Raw genomic sequence first — 23,354 nt, 5'->3', positions numbered from 1 at the left:
TTATGAACAAATTTTACCCACTAACCATTAGTAAGATACAAAGAGAGACACGCGACGCTGTCTCTATTTATTTTTCAGTGCCTGATGAATTAGAAGACAAATTTAAATATGAACAAGGTCAGTACCTCGTTTTTAAAAAACACATTGAGGATACTGATATAAGGCGATCTTATTCTATTTGTTCAAGTGTTAATGATGAGCAGCTTAGAGTCGGTATAAAGCAGGTTCAGAATGGTCTCTTTTCTAGTTTTGCAAATCATGATCTTAAAGAAGGGGATACCCTTGAAGTAATGCCTCCTCAAGGTAGATTTGGTGCAGATTTGAGTCTAGCTCTTGATTCAAAAGCACCTGAGAGTAAACATTTTTTAGCTGTTGCAGCCGGTAGTGGTATTACTCCTATTTTATCCATTATAAAAACCTGCTTAGAACAAGATGCAAAGAGTCAAGTGACGCTAATGTATGGCAACCGTTCAACAGCCAGCTCCATGTTTCGTAACGAATTAGAAGATTTAAAAAATACCTACATGGATAGATTTAATTTGGTGTTTATCTTTAGTCGTGAGACACAAGATATCGACCTTTATAACGGGCGTATCGATGCAAACAAGTGTCAATTGCTATTGAAAAGATTAATGCAGGTTAGTGAATTATCAGGCGCTTTCATTTGTGGCCCTCAATCCATGACAGAGCAAGTAGCAGCTAGTCTGATAGAGCAAGGCCTTGATAAACAGAAAGTTCATTTTGAACTATTTCATACAGAATCTGATTCAACTGCTAGGCGTCAAACAAAACAAGGCAATCAAGCTGTTCAAACCTTCGAGAAGAGCGATATTACAGTGATACATGACGGTAGAGAAATGCAGTTTGAATTACCTCATAACTCAAAAACTATTCTTGAAGCAGGTAATGATATTGGTGCAGATTTACCTTACTCCTGTACCGCTGGTGTTTGCTCTACCTGTAAAGCAAAAGTAATTGAAGGTGAAGTAGAAATGGATGTGAATTTCGCACTAGAAGATTATGAAGTTGAAGCTGGTTATGTGCTCTCGTGCCAATGTTATCCCATTACGAGCAAGGTAGTGCTGAGTTACGATCAGTAAACTCTTATCCCAAAAATAATAATTAATTTAATTGCTAAACGAATAAGCAAATAGAGGTTTTCATGAAGATATTCCAAAGTTTTTTAAATGGCCAATGGATAGGTGAAGAAAAGAAGAGCGCATTAAAAAGCGCCATTAATGGTGATGTGATTGGCTATACACATGCAGAAAAGCCTGATTTTAGTAAAGTAACTCAATATGCCAGAAAAGAAGGGCAATCAGCCTTGATGCATATGGACTTTCAACAAAGAGCAACATGTCTTCGAAACCTTGCTAAATATTTACTTGAGCATAAGGAATCTCTTTACCAATTATCGCGAGAAACTGGAGCGACACGTGGTGATAGCTGGATAGATATAGAAGGTGGGTTTGGAACTTTATTTGCGTATGCAAGTATGGGAAGAAACCAACTTCCATCTGGTAATTTGATACATCAAGGCAGTGCCATGCCGCTAGGGAAAAATAATAATTTTGCTGGTACCCATATATTAGTCCCAAAAGGTGGCGTTGCTGTACATATCAATGCATTTAACTTCCCTATTTGGGGAATGCTTGAAAAATTTGCTCCCTGCTTTCTTGCTGGTATGCCTTGTATTGTAAAACCTGCCAGTGCAACCAGTTATCTCACTGAAGCTGCTGTACGTTTGATGAATGATTCTGGTTTGTTACCTGAAGGTTCTTTGCAGTTGATTATAGGAAGTACAGGAGATTTATTGGGTCAATTGATTGAGCAAGATGTTGTTACCTTTACGGGTTCAGCTCAAACAGCCCGATTATTAAAAAACCACGAAAACATTGTTAAGCGTTCAATTCCTTTTAATGCTGAAGCTGACTCATTAAATGCAGCGATACTGGCACCAGACATTAGTCGCGAGGATAGTGAGTTCGATCTATTTGTTCGTGAAGTATTTAAAGAAATGACGACAAAAGTGGGGCAGAAGTGTACAGCCATTAGGCGCATTATAGTACCAAGAGAGGCCATGCCACTCTTGATCGACAAGCTAAGTGAAAAGCTTGCAAAGGTTTCATATGGTGACCCAGATTGTGAAGGCGTCAGAATGGGGGCTTTGGCGTCAATTGAGCAACTTGAGGATGTTAAAGCAAAAATAGCAGAGTTAAGTGAAACGAGTGAGCTGGTTTATTCACAGGATACCAAGCCTCAAGGTATTGGCTGTCAGAAAGGTGCGTTTATTTCTCCACATCTATTTGTTAATCATCAACCTTTAATCAATTGTGCAGCACATGATGTTGAAGCATTTGGCCCAGTTGCGACCATAATGCCGTACGATTCTATTGATGATGCTTTATCGATAGCTGCCTTAGGCAAAGGTAGTTTAGTCACAACGCTATGCACTAAGGATCCAATGATAGCCGCCAAAATGATCCCAAGCTTGGCTGCTCTGCATGGCAGATTACACATTCTAGACGCACAAGCCTCATTAGAGTCAACTGGTCATGGCTCTCCTTTGCCATTTTTGAAACATGGTGGCCCGGGCCGTGCTGGTGGTGGAGAAGAGTTAGCTGGCATTAATGCGGTTTATCATTATATGCAAAAAGCGGCTATTCAAGGTTCTCCGACCATGTTGAGTGCCGTTACTGGCGAATACGTAAGGGGGGCTGAGGTAATAGAAACAGATGTTCATCCGTTTAGACGTAGTTTTGAATCAATTCAAATTGGAGAGTCGTTATTAACCCATAGACGTACTATAACCGAAGCAGATATTGTGAACTTTGGCTCCTTATCGGGTGATCATTTTTATATGCACTTTGATGATATTGCTGCCAAAGAATCACAATTCGGTGAGCGTATTGCTCATGGATATTTTGTTCTATCAGCTGCTGCTGGGTTATTTGTCGACCCTGGTGTAGGACCTGTGCTAGCAAACTATGGCCTTGATAATTTGCGTTTTATTGAACCAGTACCCATTGGTACGACAATCCGAGCAAGGTTAACCTGTAAGAGAAAAATTGATCAAGGTAAAGAATCTAAAGATGGAAAACCACAGGGAGTTGTTGTTTGGGATGTACAAGTAACCGATCAAAATGATGTGCTGGTGGCTAGTTACGATATTTTAACCTTAGTAGCTAAAGATGGAGTTAAAGAAAATAGCCTGCAGTAAATACCGTTTAATCACTAAAAATATCAGACAGTATAATTTCTTTAGAAAGGATCCAAACTAGAGAAATTATACTGTACGTATATACAGTATAATTTCTTACACCGTATAAATCTTATCTTCAGACACTGAATTACGATTATTTTGTACACATATCGCACTAAACTGTACGAATAATATACTGCAAAGCTGCCTTTCTATAATTAAATACGAATAAACAAAAATATTGAATATAACCAAATGCTGTATGTTTATACAGTGTGTGATTTTTGTTTGTCAGATTTATGACTCATTACGACCAAAAGTACTGATATGTATTCTCAACTAATCTCATTGCTAATGTGATAAATTGATGTTTTTAAACCCTAATAGGATGTCAGCGTGAGCCAGGTAATTAATAAAAATCTCTTTTTAGTCAAAGAACATATCGGTTTATTTAAAGCGGCTAATAACTTTGATATTTATGATCCAGAAAATGGCGAATTGATCATGGAATGTCGTGAACCAAATCTGGGGTTGATTACTAAATTACTTCGCTTTACAGACTACAAAAGAATGACTCCATTTGATGTACAAATTAGAACGCCTGATGACCAACGAGTAGTTCGAATCACGCGTGGGATCTCAATTTTTTTGTCAAAAGTTGAGGTACGAGATGAAAACAATGAACTAATAGGTGGATTTAAACAGAAGTTTTTATCTATCGGTGGTCGCTTTGATGTCCTTGATAAAAATGATGAGGTGATATGTACCTTATCTGGTAAATGGACGGGGTGGGATTTCTATTTTAAACGTGATGATCAAGAGTTTGCACATGTTTCAAAGAAATGGGCCGGTATAGGACAGGAGCTTTTTTCAAGTGCTGATAACTATGTACTTAAAATTGCTGAGGAAATTGAAGCTGATCATGATGTTAGAAAACTTATTTTAGCTGCTGTTATGTGTATAGATATGGTGCTTAAAGAATAAAAATATTTTACAACCTAAGCTAAATATACAAACTTAGTGAAAAATATCGAAAGGGGCGACATATGAAATTGGCAGCACTCTCAAATCAGCAACTTACTCAAAAGTTAGCAGAGCTGAACTTTGACGATGAGGTTAACTGGTGTATTGAAGATAAGAAGTTAACTAAAAACTTTGAGTTTAAAAATTTTCAAACAGCATTTGGTTTTATGACTATGTGTGCACTTTATTGTGACAAAGTTGATCATCACCCAGAGTGGAAAAATTGCTATAACCGTGTTTATGTTCAGCTCACAACTCATTCTGTTAAAGGTATTTCAACTAAAGATTTTGAACTCGCTGATCATATGGATAAAGTTTTCTTGCATTTCACTCTTTAGACTGTGATTTGCTGAGAAAGTGATCTTTTTAAATTAATTTATCTTATGACAGCAAAACGCTCTCTTTGTGGCTATAGTCAATTCTTGATTACGAAAATATGACAGAAAGGCGCCAAGGAGAGAGAAATGGAATTTATATCGCCAACAAGTGTTCTTGAAAATGCTTTTTTAAGATTTTATAGAGACTTTGAGCTAAGTGACCCTATTAATTCGTTGCACTATGAAGCGGCTAGAATTGGTTTTAAATCCTATGTTAATCAACTAAAAGATGAAGCGCAGGGGATATATAACGCAGAAGGTAAAGTACGCTGTAATCACTATTGGTTGATAAATGATCATCACGAAATTATGGCCGTGCTAAGAATACGACATCACATAGATACACCTTACCTTTCTTCTGAAGGAGGACATATCAGTCTTGATGTATCGCCTCGCTTTAGAAAGCAGGGGATTGCAAAGCAAGCATTATATTTAGCCAAGCAGAAACTAAGACGTTTAGATATAGAAAACGCATTAATTACAGCCGATGAGTCTAATGTCGCTGCGCGAAAGGCTATAGAAGCCAGTGGTGGTAAACTTGAATCTATTATTAATGGTAGAGTTAACTTTAAACCAATTGCCAGATATTGGATCAGCACTCACACTCAAAAAACAAATCAAACAATGCCCTTTGCAGAACTTGCATAAAAAAAGCCTTTGAAATCGTAATTGGATTGAAGTTAACTTAAAAAGTCAGCTTCAATCCTTAGTTTGATCACCTGAAATAACATACTCATTCGTTCATATTTTAATAAGCTTATTTAATTTTGACTCTCAAATTGAGAGTCAAAAAATAACATATCCATTACTAAATACTAATTGATAAGTTTTTATTAGGCTAACCGACTGTTTTTAATGAATTAATTAATATTGGCTTAAAAAATGCTCAATATGATTAGCAATTAACAAAACACAGACTTTATATGTTAAGTAGCGCCAGGAGTGGGGTTATATGAAGTCGGTACAGGAGGCTCTATGGAATCTATTGATCCGTTTTTAATCGCGTTTTTACCTAAAGAAATTCAATCCATGTTTTTTCCTTTCGCGAGTGTGCAGCTCGTTTCTTTGCTTTTTAATCTAATATTAGGCTTTATTCTAGCTACTGCTATTGGATTACATTTTAGAAAATATTCCTCGGCGTTTTGTAATAGACAAGATTTCTCGCGACTGTTCCCTTTATTAATGCTATCTGTAATTTTGATTATTACTGTTGTTAAGGCATCACTTGCTTTGGCGTTAGGGTTAGTGGGAGCCTTATCAATTGTTAGATTTAGGACGCCTATAAAAGAGCCTGAAGAGCTTCTGTATTTATTCTTGAATATTGGGATAGCAGTAGCGTTAGGTGCAGGTCAAACACTTGCCGCGCTTGTTGCCTGTATCTCAACGCTGGGCTTGGTTACTTTAGCAAAAAAACAACAAGTAAAAAGTTATGACGAAAGTGGACTTTTCCTATCATTAAACTATCGACCTAAGCTAAATTTTAATTCTGATACCTGCTTAACCAAAGTAAAAGAAACAGTATTAAAGCATGTTGAAAGAATGGAAATGAGGCGTTTCGATGTTGGGGAAAAACATTTTGATGCTACCTTTTTTGTTTCAGTTATAGACTCTGAGCAAGTGGATTCTTTGATCTCAGATCTTAAAAAACAATACCCAGAGATTAACACCTCATTACTCGAGCAACATAATATTGCAGGGGTATGATTATGAAGCTTGATAAGACGGGAAAACAAACAAATAAAACTGAAAAATGGTTAAGTATAAGCGCTGTATGCTTACTAATAGTTTTGGTTTTACCCTCAACCAACTATATCACCACAAGCCTTTTGCATTTAGGTTTTGTTTCACACCATGAGTCAACTAAAGACAAATTAATACAACTTGGACAAGAAATAATCGCAAGTCCAAATCGGTATCTTGAATCTGATTCAGAAATGCCATTGCTTAAGGTTGATGTGAATTATCAAGATTGGCAAGTATTAGCTAAAGATAGAGCTTTAGCGTTTGAAACCGGCATGATTGCTGAAAAAAGACACATGGTGAATGGGGTAATTCATTATAAGGGGGATGCTTATAAAACAAAGCTACGTTTACAAGGTGATGCATTGGAGCATATTGTGGGAGCCAAGCGGTGGTCATTGAGGTTTGATTTAAAAAATAATAAATCCATTTTAAATAATAAACGCTTTGCTTTATTAAGCTCTAATGTGCGGATACATCAGGGTCCATACTTATTTGCTCAGACTCTTGTGAAATCAGGCTTTGATATTATATCCCCCCAAATGAATCCAGTGAAAGTCGTTGTTAATGGTGTTAACTGGGGCGTTATGTTGATGGAAGAGACATTTGGACAAGATTTATTAAGTTTTAATCAAAGAAAACAAGGCTTAGTTGTCAGGTTAGATATACTTAAAGAAACATTAGATAGTGAAGGGCATATTTCACGTATCTTTCAGCCAAGAGCAATACAAAGAACAAGTGTTTTACGTGATCCTGAATTAAACCGGCATAGAATGATCGCCTTATCATTGATAAGTGATTTTTTTGAAGGTAAACGAATCGCCAGTGATGTTTTTGATTATGAGAAACTTGGTCAATACCTTGCTTCGATTGATGTTTGGTCAGCATGGCATGCCCTAAGTTGGAATAATTGGCGTTGGTACTATAATCCAGTAACCGCGAAGCTAGAACCGATACAAAGCGATGTTGCCGTGACACCTGCTAAGCATTATTGGCTTACTCAGGCTGTCAGTAAAGAATTTCCTGTTGCTAAAAAGATGTTAACAGACGCTAAAGTTAAAGCCGCATACGATAACGCTTTGGCAATCATGCTGACTCAATTAAACAATGGGGAAATGCAATCTTATTTAAAAGAAAAACAATCTGATAGATTAAAGAAGTTACATCATGGTATGCCTTTAATAAATGATTTTGACTTCGACATCATGCATCAACAAACACAGTGTTTAACATTGGGTTATCAGAGTCAAAATTGTAAAAATATACCTAAACTTGACTCGCAACTTCATCTTCATTTGACGAATTTTAGTTCAGTTAGAAATTGGGACCTAGCATCACATTTCTATTCAAAAAAGAAAAATTCTGAAACTAATTATTTAGCCTTAATAAATACATCATTAGAGGATTTACATATCCATGCGATTGAAGGAATTAATCATTTAGCTTTTAAAGAGATTTTAGAGGTTGAAGGTGTAGAATTTCCTTTAGTGCTTAAACCTAATGAACAAAGGCAATTAAAAATCTCACAACATATAACAGACCTTATTTTACATGCAGCTGTTACCTCTAAAAAAATAGTTCCTTTTTACTTTAAGCGAGATCTTGACCCATTAGCTCCTATTCAAAGAATGCCAATGAGCCAAGAGAGAGTCAGTCAGGTAAGTACAGCTCTAGATGACGAAATATCAATTGTTAATCGATAGTTTTATTAATCAAAACTTTCGGCTTACTTTCTAAGAGGGCGGATTATGAATACTAAAGAATTAAGGTTTGAAGTAAAAATTCCAGTACCCTTAAGTCAGCTTGAAGAAATGTTGATATGGCTGCGAACTCATCCTCTTATGTTTAGAAATAGATATAAAGATAGGTATGTAAATAGTCTTTATCTGGATAATCCAAGCATGTCTATTTATGAAGAAAACTTAAGTGGCGTTAGTCGAAGGAAAAAGGTGAGAATACGTTGGTACAAAGCGCTAGATAATACAAGAAAGGCATGTTTAGAGTTTAAGCATAGGCTATCTGGAAAAGGCTATAAAAAGACTTTTCAAATTGAGTTTGATATCTCAAATTCAATTGTTAATTGGCGAGAACATATTCAAAGTAGTTACGCACAATTGAGTGATCATGATAAACCAAATTGGGGTAATGAACTCACACCCATATTAATTTGCCGATATTATCGACAATATTTTGAAAGCGCCTGTGGTTTAGTGAGAGCAACCATAGATAGTAAAATTCAAGTTTACGATCAACGTAACCATGATAAACCAAATATAGAGAAGGGTGTTCCACTTGGGGAATATGTACTGCTTGAATTAAAAGCAAATCATGGGTACGAAAAAGAGCTCTCAGCACTTATTGCTACCTGCCCAATGCGACCATCAAGACACTCAAAGTATGTGTTAGGCGTACGGACACTCTTTTGGTGTTAACTTAACAAGCATGCTGGCTAATAATCAAACGATTATGGCGGTCTTATAACTAAAACATAGTTTGAGGTATAAGAATCCTCTTTGATAACTTAACCTCAGCTATTGAATCGACAGCAATCTTGGTATCATTAAACCTCTATAAATTAATCAATTAGAGGTTAGGTTTGTTTAAGATAAAGTATAAATTACAAGGCCTTTGCTTCTTTCTACTAAGTGCTTATTCTCAAGCTGAAACACTTTATGTATCTGCCGCAGCCTCACTTGCTCCTAGTTTATCGGTAATAGAAAGTGCATTTCATGAGCAATATCCAAATGACGAATTGGTTATTAATTATGCATCCTCTTCTATCTTGGCTAGGCAAATTCAGTACGGTGCCCCTGCTGATATTTATTTATCAGCTAATAAGAAGTGGATAGAGTATCTTAGCAATCAACAAAGGCTAGAAAAAGACAGTATTATTTCTTTTGTTGCCAATCAATTAGTCATTGCCAAAACTAGCACAAAAACAAACACTGTATTAACTCAAACTTGTTATGACCAGAGTTCAACTAAAGCTACCTTTAATAATATTTATAAGCAGAATAAAAAAATTATTGTGGCAGACTTAGGTCATGTTCCTTTAGGCATATATACAAAACAAACACTTAATACAATTGGAGAGTTTACAAATTTTCAACAACGGTTAATTCCAAGTGCAAATGCGAGATCTGCTTTGGCGTTTATCGAACAAGGGCAAGCAGATTATGCCTTTCTCTATTACTCAGATGCGATTAACTCAACAAAAGTAAATGTTATCTGCATAATTCCTAGCGATTTTCATGATCCAATAAGTTATTACTTAGCAAAAGTTGTCGATACTGGTAGGAATAAAAATAGCCAATCTAAGGACAACTTTTATCACTTTTTACAAAGCGAAACTGTAAAAAGTATCTTGGTTAAACAGGGTTTTTTAGAGCAAAATTAACAAGTAGGAATTAAACCTTAATGATGGACATCATTCACAATCTTGCTTTAAGTGAGTTTGAAATAACAGCCTTATGGTTAAGCTTAAAAGTATCTGGCATAGCAACAATATGTATTTTACCTTTCGCTATTTTTATGGGTTTTATTTTATCTAGGCGTAGCTTTTTTGGTAAATCCTTACTAGAAGCCATAATTTACTTACCGCTAGTTTTACCCCCAGTGGTCATTGGCTATTTATTGTTAGTTAGTTTATCCAACCAATCTTATTTAGGACGTGTGCTGTTTGACTATTTGGGCCTAGAGTTTGCGTTTCGTTGGCAAGGTGCAGCACTAGCAGTTGCCGTGGTTTCTTTACCTCTAATGGTTCGTAGTATTCGACTCACTTTTGATCTCATTGATACAAAAATTGAGCAAGCAGCCTTAACATTAGGGGCTTCACCATTAAGAATATTTATGAGTATTAGCTTGCCTCTAGCTCTACCTGGCATAGTGTCCGGGGCGATTCTTGGTTTGGCGCGAGGGTTAGGGGAGTTTGGTGCAACAATTACATTTGCGGCTAATATTCCGGGACAAACACAAACATTACCACTTGCTATGTATAGTTTTATTCAAACTCCTGGGGCTGAATTTATGGCCGCAAGGCTTTGTGTCATTGCGATTATTATTGCCATCATAGCGTTACTCATATCAGAGCTTTTAACACGCCAAATGAAGAAAAAACTAGCGGGGCAAAGTTAATATGTCTTACCTCAATGTCAAAATTAGAAAACGATTTGGAAATACATCATTAGCCTTTAGTTTTGAATTGCCTAAAACTGGTGTAACTATGATTTATGGTCCATCAGGAGCGGGTAAGACGAGTCTCATTAATATGCTTTCGGGTTTAACAAATCCCGATATGGGGAAAATCAAGTTTGGTGATGACGTCATGTTTGATAGTCATTCACACGTTAACGTTAAAGCTAATAAGCGACAAATAGGTTATGTCTTTCAGGATGCTCGTTTATTTCCTCATTTAAATGTAAATCAGAATTTGTTCTACGCTTCTAAGTCCGAGAATAATGACGAGGCTAAATCACTGATAAAGCTTTTAGCACTTAATTCCTTATTAAAACGAATGCCTAACACTCTCTCAGGTGGCGAAAAGCAACGTGTTGCGATTGGAAGAGCATTACTTTCTAAACCAAAATTGCTTTTGTTAGATGAACCTTTGGCATCACTTGATCAGGCTAAAAAGAAAGAGTTACTTGGCTATTTTAAACGCCTTGTTAAACAGTTAAATATTCCGATTATCATGGTAAGCCATGATGAAAAAGAGGCAATGGCATTAGCTGATAACTTAATTTTAATTGATAAAGGTAAAGTTGTTAATTATGGCCCTTTAGAAACAGTATGGAATACTCAGAATCAATTAAGTAATAGCACGAGCAAACATAGTATGGCCTATAGCGCGTTACATAAGTTTGATCACCTTGATTATGCTATGTCGCAAGTTGAATTTATTCATGAAAAATCAGGTAACCTCACAGGTTCATTTTTATGGATGAAAGCGCAAGGAATGGGAAACGGACAAAGTCACCAGGACACTCAAAATCTTCGACATAAGCAGAGTGTTAATTTAGATAATAAATTTAGATTGTTAATTGATGCTCAAGATGTCTCCATTGCACTCGATAACAGATCACCTTCAAGCATTCGCAACCGGATTGTTTGTCGTATTATCTCTTGCCAAGAAGTAGGGCGAGAACAATCCTTACTGGTAAACCTTGCTGATGCGAATGGTGTCATTTTTATGGCAAAAATTAGTAACTGGGCTTGGCGTGAAATGAAACTTAAAATGGGAATGAAAGTGGTCGCTCAAATCAAATCCACTAGCTTAATTCCTATCCATTAGTCATTTACTATTAGAGTCGGCGGTTTTAAGAGTGTTTAGAGCAATAAAAAAGGCATCCGAAGATGCCTTTTTTATTGTCGAGATAATTTAAGCTTGTGGTGCTAAATCATCATTTGACTGGGCTGCTAAAGCTTTCTGCAACTTTCTTTCTTTCCGGCGATAACCTAGCACTAACAAACAAGGTGTTAGTAATAGAGTTAGCGGCGTCGCGAAAAGTAAACCACCAGCAATTGCAGTAGATAGCTGTGTCCACATCTGAGATGAAGGAGCGCCAATGCTAATACTCTGATTCATGAGGTCAACATTTAGCTGGAACACCATAGGCATAAGTCCCAGTATCGTTGTCACTGTGGTAAGCAATACCGGCCTTAACCTTTGAGCTCCAGTTCTGACTGCTGCCTCAACAACCATCATCCCCTGGGCCCTAAGACCATTAAAGGTATCTATAAGTACAATATTGTTGTTTACAACAATGCCTGCCAGAGCGATCACTCCCACACCACTCATTACAATACCAAAAGGTTCGCCTTTAGCCATTAAGCCAACAAGTACACCCATGGTAGAGAAAACAACCGCACTTAGAATCAATAAGCATTGGAAGAAATTATTAAATTGAGTAACCAGAATGATTGCCATCATGAAGAAAGCAATACCAAACGCATTCATTAAGAAGGTCTGAGATTTTTGCTGATCTTCTGTATTACCTCTGAATTGATAATCAATATCAGATGGTATACCTGATGCTTCCATTTCGGCTGCAATAGCTTTAATGACCTGATCTACAACTAAACCATCTTTCACATCCGCACTGATATTAACGACTTTCTTGCCATCAACACGATTGATCTGACCTTGCTTAGGCGCCGCTTTTCTGTGAATAAAATTACTAACAGGAATAGGGCCAACATTAGAAGGAATCATAATGTTATCAAGTTGCTCTAAACTACGTTGATTTACAGGGTAGCGTAAAACAATATCAATCTCATCATCAGCACCTTCTGGTAAGAAGTCAGATAGGGTAATACCGTTAGTCACAAGCTTAATTGCATTACCTAATGTCGCAACACTGACGTCGAAACGCTGTGCTTGGGCTCGATCAATGTCAATTTGCCATTCAATGCCAGGTAGAGATCTGTCATCATTTACCGTCACTATTTCATTACGCTGACCAAGTTCTTCAACTAAGCGATCAGCAGTTAAGTTCAATAGTTCACTGTAGTCAGATGAAAGTTCAAGTTCTATATCGGTACCTGATTGAGGGCCATCTTGTTTCACTTCTGCTTCGACAATAATGCCTGGAATTTTATCCGTTTCTTCACGTATTTTAGATAAAATAGCTTCAGCAGGTACACGAGAATGCCAGTCAACAAATTCTAGTGATAATGTGCCTATGCTATCCGGAGAAGACTGATTGCCAGGTGATGCTGTTGTCGTTGTAATCACGCTCTTAAGATCTGGGTGACCAATAACAAGGCTCTCAACTTGACGTACTATCTCGTCTTTTTCGTCTAGTGATAAGTCACCACGTGCACGAATTTCTAGGTTAGCAATATCAGGTTCACTTTCAGGAAAGAACTCGACACCTTTACCAAACTGTCCATAAGACATGAAAACACTAACAAGTAGCATTAAACAAAAAGCTAAAACTAACCATGGGCCTTTTACAAAGAAAGAAAGTAAACGTGTATAGGCGCCGGTTAATCCTTTCAACTGGGTTAAGTCACCAGACTCAGTTAGTTTAAGTGTACGTTCTGTTGCTGGCGTATAAGTACCTTTCTTACCAATAATCGAACCGATTGTTGGAATTACAACTAATGCCATAACCAGTGAAGAGGTTAGCGTTGCGATAACTGTAATCGGCATATAACGCATGAACTCACCGACAATGTCAGGCCAGTAAAGTAGAGGCATGAATACAGCTAACGTCGTTGCCGTTGATGCTGTGATTGGCCAAGCCATACGTTGTGCTGCTTCAGAGTAAGCTTGTTGTTTAGAGGCACCTTCTGCTAATTTTCTATCAGCATACTCGGTGACAACAATCGCGCCATCTACTAACATACCCACACTTAAAATTAGGCCAAATAAGACAACCATGTTCATGGTGTAGCCTTGAAGGTGTAGAAATAAAATACCCATCAAGAAGGCACCAGGTATTGCAATACCTACAAGAACAGAGGTTCTTAACCCTAAGAAAGCAACAATCACTATCATTACCAATAAGGTAGCAAAAATAACGTTATTAAATAGGTCGTTTAGAGATTGAAGTATGCTGACAGACTCATCTTGAGATAAGCTATATTGCACACCCTCTGGCCATTTCTTACTTTCTTCAGCAATCACTTCTTTTACAGCAGCAATCATATTGATAGTGTTACCACCAACACGCTTAGAAACCCCTAAGGTAATACTGCTTTTTCCATCTAGGCGAGCATAGCTGGTTGCATCTTTATAGGTCATTTGACCCGTTGCAATATCTTTTAGCAGGACAACTCTATCGCCATCGACCTTCATAGGAAGGTTAAAAATATCGTCACTTGTTTTAAGAAGCCCAGGGACTTTTAAAGAGAATCTGCCAGAGCCTGTATCTAACGTACCGGCAGCAACCAATTGATTACTGTCGTTAAAAGTGCTTACAACATCAGTAAGATTAAGGTTGTAAGACTCTAAGGCATCAGGACTAATAATAATCTCAGCAAGGTCTTCTCTATCACCACTAATCTCAGCTTCTAGTACACCTTCAGCGGCTTCGATATCATCTTGAAGGTCATTAGCAATTCGACTTAGGGTACCGAACTCAACATCACCGTGTAAGGTGACTTGTAGTACAGGGAAAGTAGATAGATTTATTTCATTAACTGTCGGCTCATCAGCATCATCAGGTAAATCTGCTTTCGCAGTATCAACCTTGTCCTTCACATCAACTAGTGCTTGATCTATATCTGTGTTGCTATCAAATTCTAGCGTAATAGATGCATGACCTTCAGAAGCCGTAGAAGAAATTTTATCTAAGCCTTCAATACTCTTTAGCTCTTTCTCCATAGGGTGAACTAAAAGACTATCAGAGTCCTCAGGAGAGATACCATCTAATGAAATTGAGACATAAATGGTTGGTATCGTTATATCAGGTTCTTCTTCTTTTGCGATGTTAAAATAGGAAGAAATCCCCATCGCTAATAGCAAAACGAAGAACATTAATACGGTTCTTGAACGCGACAGCGCCGCATTTATTATATTAACCATGTTACTTCCTATTGATTTTTATAATATGCGTCTACAACGTCGCCAGCTTTAGTAAAGCCTTGACCAACAGTAATCAGGTTTATATTTTGCGGTAATCCACTGACCCAAACTTGATCACGATCTGATTTAAGAACTTCGACAGGAGAGACAATAACTTCATTATCTATGTTAAGTGTCTTAACTGCTGTTTTTCCATTGTCATCAAGTGTTAATAGCGCGGCTGAAAAAGCGTGAGCCATTCGCTTAGGCAGAGCAAGATCTACATGGGCGGTAATACCAGCAGGGATTTTGCTATCTTGATTTGGCACTTTTATTTCAACAGCGATAGAGCGAGTTTCACTAGAGGCAATAGAACTCACATAGCTTACCGTTCCTTCAACCACATCACCTGTACTCAATTCAATGTTGGCATTTAGACCTTGTTGAATACTGTTGATTTTTTTCTGTGGCACATTGATTTCTATTGTCAGTGGATTAATAGAAATAAAATCACCTACTGTTGCATTATTTTGTATCAATTGGCCGAGTTCAACATCTAAGGTATTTAAAACACCAGAGAAAGGGGCAACGAGTACCGCATTTTCAAGATCAATCTCTAATGAACGAAGTGTCGCTTTCGCTGAGGCTAGATCAGCTTTCGCAGTTGCAACATTGACAGCAGAAGAGTATTTCTGCTGTTTTAGCTTAACTGCGCCATCTAATTCAAGTTGTCGTTGAGCAATTAATGCTTTTGATTCTGCAATACTAGATTTTAAAGCGCGAGTATCGATTGATAGTATGGCTTTACCTTTTTTAATGTAATCGCCTTTTTCCACAAGAATCTTACGAATTTTACCGGCTGCACCTGATGTTAATTGAATTTCTTTGCTTGGTTGAGTCGTACCGGAAAGAGTGAGCTTATCTTCCATAATCTGAGCACTAATGACTTGCGCTTGAACTTTTTTCTTTAACACATTCTCATTAGATACTTTCTGCTCTACGGCAGACGGATTATTTGCTAGCGTACTCGAATCTTGAGCTTGAGCTTGCGTTATTCCGTTACCACCAACAGCCATCCAAACAACAGCTGCACCTAACACGGTGATTGCGGTTATCGGTCCAGCTTTACTTTTTAGATCCATCAGGGACTCCATATAACAAACTAAAATTTACAATCGAACTAATATTCAATAATTTGGGTATAAGCTTATTGTGACAGGGAATGAACTGACATACTTCATAAAAACCCATATAAATGTGTAAGAAATATGAACATTTGACTTTATCAACTAAATTGAGTTTTTCAAACTTGTTTGTTTTATACCCAGCTCTGAAAAAACGATTAGTTACAAGCGCTTATTTTAATTTGCATGAATAAAATGAACTGGATTCGCTAAACGTTTTCACTCTTAGCTGATAGAATGCGCGCCATTATCATTTTATTTTCTAGTGAAAAAACATATGAGCTTATTATCTCTCGAACAAGTGAGTGTTGCTTTTGGGCATAATCCTCTCTTGGCAGCTATCAGCGTTTCAGCAGAAGCTGGCGAACGCATTGCGATTATTGGTCGAAATGGTGCGGGTAAATCTACCTTTTTAAAAGTTGTTGCTGGTGATGTTATTCCAGATGAAGGGGTAGTACGTATTGAAGGTGGCATTAAAATTGCCCAATTACCTCAAGAGCTCCCACAAGCAGATGACAAATTAGTAAAAGAAGTTGTCAGTGAAGGTCGACCAGATGCAAATGCTTTGTTAAGTCGTTATTACACTTTACTTGAGGACTTAGACAATGATCACTCTGATGAGCTTAGTGAAATACAGCATAAACTAGATGACATACAAGGCTGGGATCTTGAGCAGAAAGTAAGTCAAATGATTCAACGGCTACAACTTCCTGGCGATAAGAAAATGGCTGAACTGTCAGGTGGTTGGCGTCGTCGCGTTATTCTAGCGCAAGCACTATTAGCTGAGCCTGATATTCTTCTACTTGATGAACCAACTAACCATTTGGATGTACCTACGATCGAATGGATGGAAAAACAGTTACAACAATTCCGTGGTTTAATCCTTTTCATTACTCACGATAGACGCTTTCTAGAACAACTCGCTAATCGCATTATCGAATTAGATAGGGGAAACCTTATTTCTTTCAATGGCAAACTAAGTGGCTTTTTAGACTTTAAAGCAAAAATGCTTGAAGAAGAAGAAAGAGCAAATGCGTTATTTGATAAACGACTTGCTGAAGAAGAGGTCTGGATTAGACAAGGTATTAAGGCAAGACGTACCCGTAACGAAGGCCGTGTAAGAGCATTGAAAGCCTTACGAGTTGAGCGCTCAGAGCGTATTAACCGTCAAGGTAATGCCAATATGAAAATCGAAAGCAATGATAAGTCTGGTAAATTGGTTGCTGAATTTACTCAAGTTGCACATCAATTTGAAGACAAGGTCATACTAAAACCAATGGACCTTATGGTTACCCGTGGTGATCGAATCGGTCTTATTGGCCCAAATGGTTGTGGTAAAAGTACCTTTTTGAAAATCCTTTTAGGCCAAATAGCCCCTAATGAAGGTAATGTTAGACAAGGTACGAAATTAAATGTCGCCTATTTTGACCAACTAAGAGAACAATTAGACCCTGAAAAAACGGTTGCTGAAAACGTTGGTGAAGGTAAAGACACGGTTGAGATTAATGGCCGTGACAAACATATTATTGGTTATTTAAGTGATTTCTTATTCCCACCAGAACGTGCACGCACTCCTGTAAAAGCATTATCTGGAGGAGAGAGAAACCGTGTTTTATTAGCTAAGCTCTTCACCAAACCAGCTAACCTCTTAATTATGGATGAGCCAACAAATGACTTGGATGTAGAAACATTAGAGTTATTGGAAGAGCTACTTATGAATTACCAGGGCACACTCTTGTTGGTTTCTCACGACAGGGCTTTTTTAGATAATGTTGTTACAAGTGTTATTGCATTTGAAGGTGAGGGTGTCGTTCGTGAATATGTCGGAGGATACCAAGACTGGATTCGTCAAGGTGGCCGCTTTGTTGTGGAGCCAGAAACACCAGAAGAAGTGAAAGCTGTTAAGCCACAAGAAAAAGTAAAAGCGACTGAAACTAAAAAAACTAAAAGCAAAAGTAAATTAAGCTACAAAATGCAACGTGAGCTTGATGCTATGCCAGACACAATCGCGTGTATTGAAGCAGAACTTGAAGCGATTGTCGCTACCACAAGTGCTGATGATTTTTATAGCCAAGAGCAAGATGTTGTTCAGGCAGAATTAAATAAAATGACAGATATTGAAGCCCAACTTGAGCAACAAATGGACAGATGGGTTGAATTAGAAGAATTGCAAAACGGATAAATTATGACTAAAAAAGTAAAGCCTGTGGCATTTGTTCCTCGTTTTTTTGGCGCATTTGGCCAATTTTTTAAATACCTTTCATCATCAGATTATGCTGCTCGTTGCCAAATTGTTGCAACTGATGAAAAGTTTGCTTTTGAAGTACCTGAAAAGATTGTTAAAGAAGTCGTTGTCGAAACAGTGACTGAAATAAAAGAAGTTGAAGCACCACGTTTAGAGACAGTATCAGTTGACGGTGCTTACCAGCTTCTACAACTTATGCAGCAAGAAGCTCGCTTAATTGATTTCATACAAGAAGACATAAGTGGTTATTCAGATGCGGAAGTTGGTGCAGCGAGTCGTGTTATTCATCAAGGCTGTGGCAAAGTTCTATCTCAAAATTTTGAAATTGCGACTGTGTCTGATCAAGATGAAAATGCAAGAATTCAAGTAGCAGAAGGTTATAACAATCGTGAATTTAAATTAGAAGGCCGTGTTGAAGGTAGTGGACCATTTACAGGTACCTTAATTCATCCGGGTTGGAAGGTGGTTAAACAAAACCTGCCTAAGGTTTTAGACACAAAAGATATGCATATTTTGGCGCCGGCTGAGGTAGAGGTTTAATACTATGTCTAATACTCAATATTTTGTTGGTATCGACTTAGGTACAACACACTCAGCTATTTATTATGCAAAAGCAGGTTCTGACGAGAGTGAATTAATACAGCTAAAAATCCCTCAGCTTGTGGCTCCTGGGCAAGTTGCAGAACGAGAGCTATTGCCGTCATTTATATATCAGGCTCACACTAATGAAATGCTAGCCAGCGATATGCAATTGCCTTGGGGAAAATCTGAGTTTGTTGTCGGAGAGCTGGCTCGTGAGATGGGGGCAAAATCAGCAGGGCGATTGATTCAAAGTGCTAAGAGCTGGCTTTGTCATAATACCGTTTCATCACAAGAAGCCATTTTACCAATTGATGCAGTAGATGAGATCGAAAAGTTCTCTCCTGCAAAAGTAACTCAGATTCTAATTGAACATTTAGTCGCTACTTGGAATCATAATTTCCCTGATGCTCCTTTGAGTGAGCAAGACACTGTTATTACTGTACCTGCATCATTTGACCCTGCAGCTCGTGCAAGCACTGAAAGTGCAGCGCAAGCTTCTGGTATACACGCTCGATTAATAGAAGAACCATTAGCTGCCTTCTATGCTTGGTTATCTAATGCAGGGAAATGGCAAGATAAGATCCAATTAGATGATCAAATATTAGTCATTGATGTGGGTGGTGGTACAACCGATTTATCTCTTATCCAAGCTGTTGATGATGACGGTGAAATGCGTCTGGATAGAGTTGCTGTTGGTCGCCACATACTTTTAGGTGGTGACAATATGGATATGGCTTTAACCTACATAGCGGCAGGACAAATAGCCTCAACGGGGACTAACCTTGAACCTTGGCAAATTTCAGCACTAACTCAAGCATCAAGACAAGCAAAAGAAAGGCTTTTAAGTAATCAAGATTTAGCTGAAGTTGATGTAGTTGTGCCAAGCCGTGGTAAGAGTCTATTCGCTAATAAAGTGCAAACTAGCATAAATCGTGAAACGGCAATGGCGAGTTTAATTGAAGGCTTTTTCCCGATAGTAAATTATGGTGAGCAAGCTCAATCTACTGCAAGATCAGGTATTGCAAAACTTAACTTAGAGTATGAAGCAGATCCAGCAATTAGTCGTCATATCAGCGAGTTTTTAGCTAAACATCACGCTAAACCAAATAAAGTTTTACTCAATGGCGGTGTTTTTAAAGCCGAGATTATAAAACAACGAGTGCAAAGCCTTCTAAATAGCATGCTTATAGAAGGCTCTGATCAAGTTGTTGAACTATTAACTTCTAGTGATGCTAATTACCTAGATAATGCCGTTGCCAAAGGAGCCTGTTATTACGCTTTAGTTCAAGCGGATGGCGGTATAAAAGTTAAAAGTGGCTTGGCAGCAAACTACTATATTGGCGTTGAAAGCCCTATGCCAGCGATTCCTGGTATGGCACCTCCTGTCGATGCTGTTTGTATTGCTCCCTTTGGTTTAGATGAAGGCTCTGAAGAACAAATGCTTAGCAGCGAATTCGCGCTAGTGGTTGGCCAAAATGTAGACTTTAGGTTCTTTCAATCTAAAGCGACTGATGTCGCTGAACTTGGCGATACGGTAAATTCATTCTCATTAATGAGTTTAAATGAATTAGGAAAAATTCAAGTTCGTTTGGATGCGGGTCACTACAAAGAAGGTGACATGGTTCGTGTGATACTTTCATCACGCATTACTGAGCTTGGTGTTTTGCAACTAGAAGCTCATGATACTCAATCAGAGTTATCTTGGACATTGGAATATCAAGTAAGGGATGCTTAATGGCGCAGTTTAAGTATTTCGTTGGCATTGATTTAGGTACAACCAATTCGGTTGTATCTTATAGAAGTGTTGATGACACAGTTGAAAGCACTCACTTATTGTCGATACCGCAATTTATGTCTGATGCGAGTATTAGGGAGTTTACACATCTTCCTAGTGCTATTTACATCTTGGCAAAAGATGAACAAGGTCAATTAAGTCAAACATTACCTTGGGCTCATGCTGACAAGTCAGAGAACTTTGTCTTGGGTATGGGGGCATTAGAATTAGGTAAGAGGCGTGCAAATCAATTAGTGCAAAGTGCTAAAAGTTGGCTCAGTCATCGGCAAGTTGATCGTCGTGAAAAGATACTTCCTTGGGGAAGCGATTGCGACACGAAACTTTCTCCACTACAAGCAACGGCCTTAATACTTAAACACTTACATCTAGCATGGAACCATAAATTTAAAGATTCACCATTATCTGATCAGCAAGTAGCATTAACTCTACCTGCTTCTTTTGATGAAGAGGCAAGAGCGTTTACGCTGGAAGCAGCTAAGGAAGCAGGATTAGATAACCTTTATCTTATTGAAGAACCGCAAGCGGCCTGCTATCACTGGATAAGTAACCCAGAGCAGCTTGATCAGCTTAGCGATAAAAAGATGTTACTCGTGGTGGATATAGGCGGTGGTACGACTGACTTTAGTTTAGTTAAAATCAAGAAGCATAATGATAAGCTTTCATTGCATAGAGTAGCAGTAGGTAATCACCTTTTATTAGGCGGTGATAATCTAGATCAAGCTTTAGCGTACCAACTTGACCCTCAAAAAATTTCTGCTTTATCTGCATCTCGATTAGCTGCGTTAGTACAGCAAACACGCCAAGCTAAAGAGGTTTTACTTTCGTTAGATGCGCCTGAAACTTTAACTCTGACTGTATTGGGTGGCGGCAGCAAGCTCATAGGTGGTTCCCAGAAGTTTTCGGTTGAAAGAGATATCTTAATCAGCCAAATCGATAACGGCTTTTTTCCTTACGTCGATATAGTCGATAAGGTAAACCAAGCCAGTTATGGTGTACATACATTAGGTTTACCTTATGAGAAAGATGCCGCTATTACGCGACATCTAGCTGAGTTCTTAAGCAAACACACTAATGATATTCAAGCCGCCTGTGGTTCTGGCAATCTTGTTCCTGACGCAATACTTTTTAACGGTGGTTTATTTAACAGTGATAAGCTAAAAAACCGTTTGATTGATCAGCTCACTCAATGGCGAGGTAGTGAGCTGTTTGAATGTAATGATTTAGAACCTAACGATGCTGTAGCTAAAGGGGCCTGTGTCTATGTGGCTGGCCTCACCTCATCTGAGTCTGGTGTTGCTCGGATTGAAAGTGGCGTAGCTCATACGCTTTATTTGGCCCTACAAGGTGGTAAATTTTTGACTTTATTGCCAAAAGGTCAGGCTAAGAGCCAGTGGGTCGAATTAGAGCAAGAATTTCAAGTTACATTAGGACAGGATGTTCAATTTCCTCTACACAGAGGTGACGATAGTCTCATAAATACACCTGGTGATTTATTAGATAATGATCAAAATGTTGTGTTTATATCTGATCTTGAGGCACATCTAACATCTGATAATGAGCAGCAAGTTGCTGTTAAAGTGCGTGCTCAATTAACTGAAATTGGCGTACTTGCAGTCGAATTAAATGCAGTCAATTCAGAAGAATCTTGGTCTTTAGATTTTACAACGTTTACAAAGAGCCAAGATAAATCTAATAGTGCTACATCAAATGATGACTTAATGCATAAAAATTTAGGCCTTGCAGAAGAACTTTTAACACAATGCTTTTCTAAAATAGGCCAAAAGCAAGACGCAAAAGCGATCAAATCCCTTAAAACGGATATTGATAAGCTTTTAGGGGTAAGAGATGACTGGAATCTTGCCACGAGCAGACGTCTTGTTGATAAGCTATGGAGCTTAAGATCAGGGCGTCAAAAGAGTGCGAGTCATGAAAGGCAATGGTACCAATTAACAGGTTTTTGTATGAGACCTGGTTATGGTGCTGCAAATGATGAAGAGCGAATTAAGCAGCTTTTTAGTCTTTCGAATCAGGCACCAAATCACGATGATTCAATGGTTTGGGGGCAATACTGGACACTATGGAGAAGAATATCTGCAGGTTTAAGTGAATCAGAACAAAGCTTTTTACATAAAAAATTTGCTGAGTATTATTCACCTAGTGGTCAACGTTCTAGAGATAAAGTTAAACAACTCACTACCCGTTCTGGTGATGATTTAATTAGAATGATTGGTAGCTTGGAGCGTTTACCCCTTGAGACAAAAATTAGTAGTATTGATTGGCTAAAGAAACGCTTAACTAAATCATCAGAACCAGATACTGCTTGGTGGACAATAGGGCGTTTAGCAAGTCAGCAATTTATTCTATCGGATGTTGTTGAGCCCTTGCCTTTAAACAAAGTAAAACCACTAATTGATATTTGCCTGAAAGAAGATTGGAAAAAGCGTAAGCAGGCGGGGCTTGCTGGTGTGTTAATGACCCAAGTTAACACTCATGAAGATAAGGAGCTTGAAGCTCTAAAACAAAAAGTAATTAAAAAACTTAAAAAAGATAAATGTCCAAATCATTGGGCTTTAAGGCTGGAAGAGAAAGAGCAGCTAGATAAAGATGAATTAAATCGATTCATAGGTGATTCATTGCCAATTGGATTGAGCTTAATCGAATAACTAAAAACGGCCAATTTAATTGGCCGTTTTTAGT

General features: G+C 38.0%; 17 protein-coding genes and 2 pseudogenes. 17 read left to right on the top strand and 2 right to left on the bottom strand.

Going from position 1 to position 23,354, the window contains the following annotated elements; all coding sequences use genetic code 11:
- The first annotated feature begins 2 nt into the window (after nt 1-2).
- The 11 genes from paaE (at nt 3) to modC (ending at nt 11,632) form a co-directional block, all read left to right on the top strand.
- The gene (paaE, locus tag Q0A08_RS03860) at nt 3-1,100 is read left to right on the top strand and encodes a 1,2-phenylacetyl-CoA epoxidase subunit PaaE (RefSeq protein ID WP_438464996.1); all 1,098 of its coding nucleotides are present in this window, start codon (nt 3-5) and stop codon (nt 1,098-1,100) included.
- Nucleotides 1,101-1,162: 62 nt separating this feature from the next.
- A complete protein-coding gene (gene paaZ, locus Q0A08_RS03855) occupies nt 1,163-3,220 on the top strand; it encodes a phenylacetic acid degradation bifunctional protein PaaZ (protein WP_438464995.1) in 2,058 nt (685 codons plus the stop codon).
- Nucleotides 3,221-3,598: 378 nt separating this feature from the next.
- Nucleotides 3,599-4,186 (top strand): phospholipid scramblase-related protein, encoded by a 588-nt coding sequence (locus Q0A08_RS03850; RefSeq protein WP_438464994.1) that lies wholly within the window; start codon nt 3,599-3,601, stop codon nt 4,184-4,186.
- 62 nt (nt 4,187-4,248) lie between these two features.
- Entirely contained in the window at nt 4,249-4,563 is a 315-nt protein-coding gene (locus tag Q0A08_RS03845) for a 4a-hydroxytetrahydrobiopterin dehydratase (protein ID WP_438464992.1), read from the top strand.
- A gap of 126 nt (nt 4,564-4,689) precedes the next feature.
- Entirely contained in the window at nt 4,690-5,250 is a 561-nt protein-coding gene (locus Q0A08_RS03840) for a GNAT family N-acetyltransferase (protein WP_438464990.1), read from the top strand.
- 327 nt (nt 5,251-5,577) lie between these two features.
- Nucleotides 5,578-6,306 (top strand): DUF4956 domain-containing protein, encoded by a 729-nt coding sequence (locus Q0A08_RS03835; protein WP_438464989.1) that lies wholly within the window; start codon nt 5,578-5,580, stop codon nt 6,304-6,306.
- 2 nt (nt 6,307-6,308) lie between these two features.
- Nucleotides 6,309-8,045, top strand: coding sequence for a hypothetical protein (locus Q0A08_RS03830; protein WP_438464988.1), 1,737 nt, complete (start codon nt 6,309-6,311; stop codon nt 8,043-8,045).
- 45 nt (nt 8,046-8,090) lie between these two features.
- Entirely contained in the window at nt 8,091-8,774 is a 684-nt protein-coding gene (locus Q0A08_RS03825) for a polyphosphate polymerase domain-containing protein (RefSeq protein WP_438464987.1), read from the top strand.
- Between the two features lie 164 nt (nt 8,775-8,938).
- The gene (gene modA, locus Q0A08_RS03820; RefSeq protein ID WP_438464986.1) at nt 8,939-9,739 is read left to right on the top strand and encodes a molybdate ABC transporter substrate-binding protein; all 801 of its coding nucleotides are present in this window, start codon (nt 8,939-8,941) and stop codon (nt 9,737-9,739) included.
- 20 nt (nt 9,740-9,759) lie between these two features.
- Nucleotides 9,760-10,476 carry a molybdate ABC transporter permease subunit gene (modB, locus tag Q0A08_RS03815; RefSeq protein WP_438464984.1) on the top strand — a complete coding sequence of 239 codons (717 nt, stop codon included), beginning with the start codon at nt 9,760-9,762 and terminating at the stop codon, nt 10,474-10,476.
- Between the two features lies 1 nt (nt 10,477).
- Nucleotides 10,478-11,632 (top strand): molybdenum ABC transporter ATP-binding protein, encoded by a 1,155-nt coding sequence (gene modC / locus Q0A08_RS03810; protein ID WP_438464982.1) that lies wholly within the window; start codon nt 10,478-10,480, stop codon nt 11,630-11,632.
- 87 nt (nt 11,633-11,719) lie between these two features.
- On the opposite strand, the gene Q0A08_RS03805 is transcribed toward modC, so the two are convergent.
- Nucleotides 11,720-14,872: an efflux RND transporter permease subunit gene (locus tag Q0A08_RS03805; protein ID WP_438464980.1), complete on the bottom strand. Its 3,153-nt coding sequence runs from the start codon at nt 14,870-14,872 to the stop codon at nt 11,720-11,722.
- Between the two features lie 8 nt (nt 14,873-14,880).
- Complete coding sequence (locus Q0A08_RS03800) at nt 14,881-15,993, bottom strand: efflux RND transporter periplasmic adaptor subunit (RefSeq protein WP_438464978.1); 1,113 nt, start codon at nt 15,991-15,993, stop codon at nt 14,881-14,883.
- A gap of 319 nt (nt 15,994-16,312) precedes the next feature.
- On the opposite strand from Q0A08_RS03800, the pseudogene Q0A08_RS03795 reads away from it, so the two are divergent.
- From Q0A08_RS03795 to Q0A08_RS03770, 6 genes and pseudogenes are all read left to right on the top strand, one after another.
- Nucleotides 16,313-17,143: pseudogene (locus Q0A08_RS03795) on the top strand (ABC-F family ATP-binding cassette domain-containing protein); the annotation flags it as partial.
- A gap of 189 nt (nt 17,144-17,332) precedes the next feature.
- A pseudogene (locus tag Q0A08_RS03790) lies at nt 17,333-17,647 on the top strand (ATP-binding cassette domain-containing protein); the annotation flags it as partial.
- A 42-nt stretch (nt 17,648-17,689) separates the two neighbouring features.
- A complete protein-coding gene (locus tag Q0A08_RS03785) occupies nt 17,690-18,217 on the top strand; it encodes a hypothetical protein (RefSeq protein WP_438467600.1) in 528 nt (175 codons plus the stop codon).
- A gap of 3 nt (nt 18,218-18,220) precedes the next feature.
- Nucleotides 18,221-18,820 carry a DUF2760 domain-containing protein gene (locus Q0A08_RS03780; RefSeq protein WP_438464976.1) on the top strand — a complete coding sequence of 200 codons (600 nt, stop codon included), beginning with the start codon at nt 18,221-18,223 and terminating at the stop codon, nt 18,818-18,820.
- Between the two features lie 4 nt (nt 18,821-18,824).
- Nucleotides 18,825-20,597: an Hsp70 family protein gene (locus Q0A08_RS03775; protein ID WP_438464974.1), complete on the top strand. Its 1,773-nt coding sequence runs from the start codon at nt 18,825-18,827 to the stop codon at nt 20,595-20,597.
- On the top strand, nt 20,597-23,320 hold the full coding sequence (locus tag Q0A08_RS03770; protein ID WP_438464972.1) for an Hsp70 family protein: 2,724 nt from the start codon (nt 20,597-20,599) through the stop codon (nt 23,318-23,320). Before Q0A08_RS03775 ends, Q0A08_RS03770 begins: the two co-directional genes overlap by 1 nt.
- Nucleotides 23,321-23,354 lie beyond the last annotated feature (34 nt).

Source organism: Marinomonas sp. PE14-40, assembly GCF_051623805.1.
In the GTDB taxonomy this organism is placed as follows: Bacteria; Pseudomonadota; Gammaproteobacteria; order Pseudomonadales; family Marinomonadaceae; genus Marinomonas.
The sequence above is the reverse complement of the archived record's forward strand: the minus strand, read 5'-3'. Positions and strand labels throughout refer to the sequence as shown.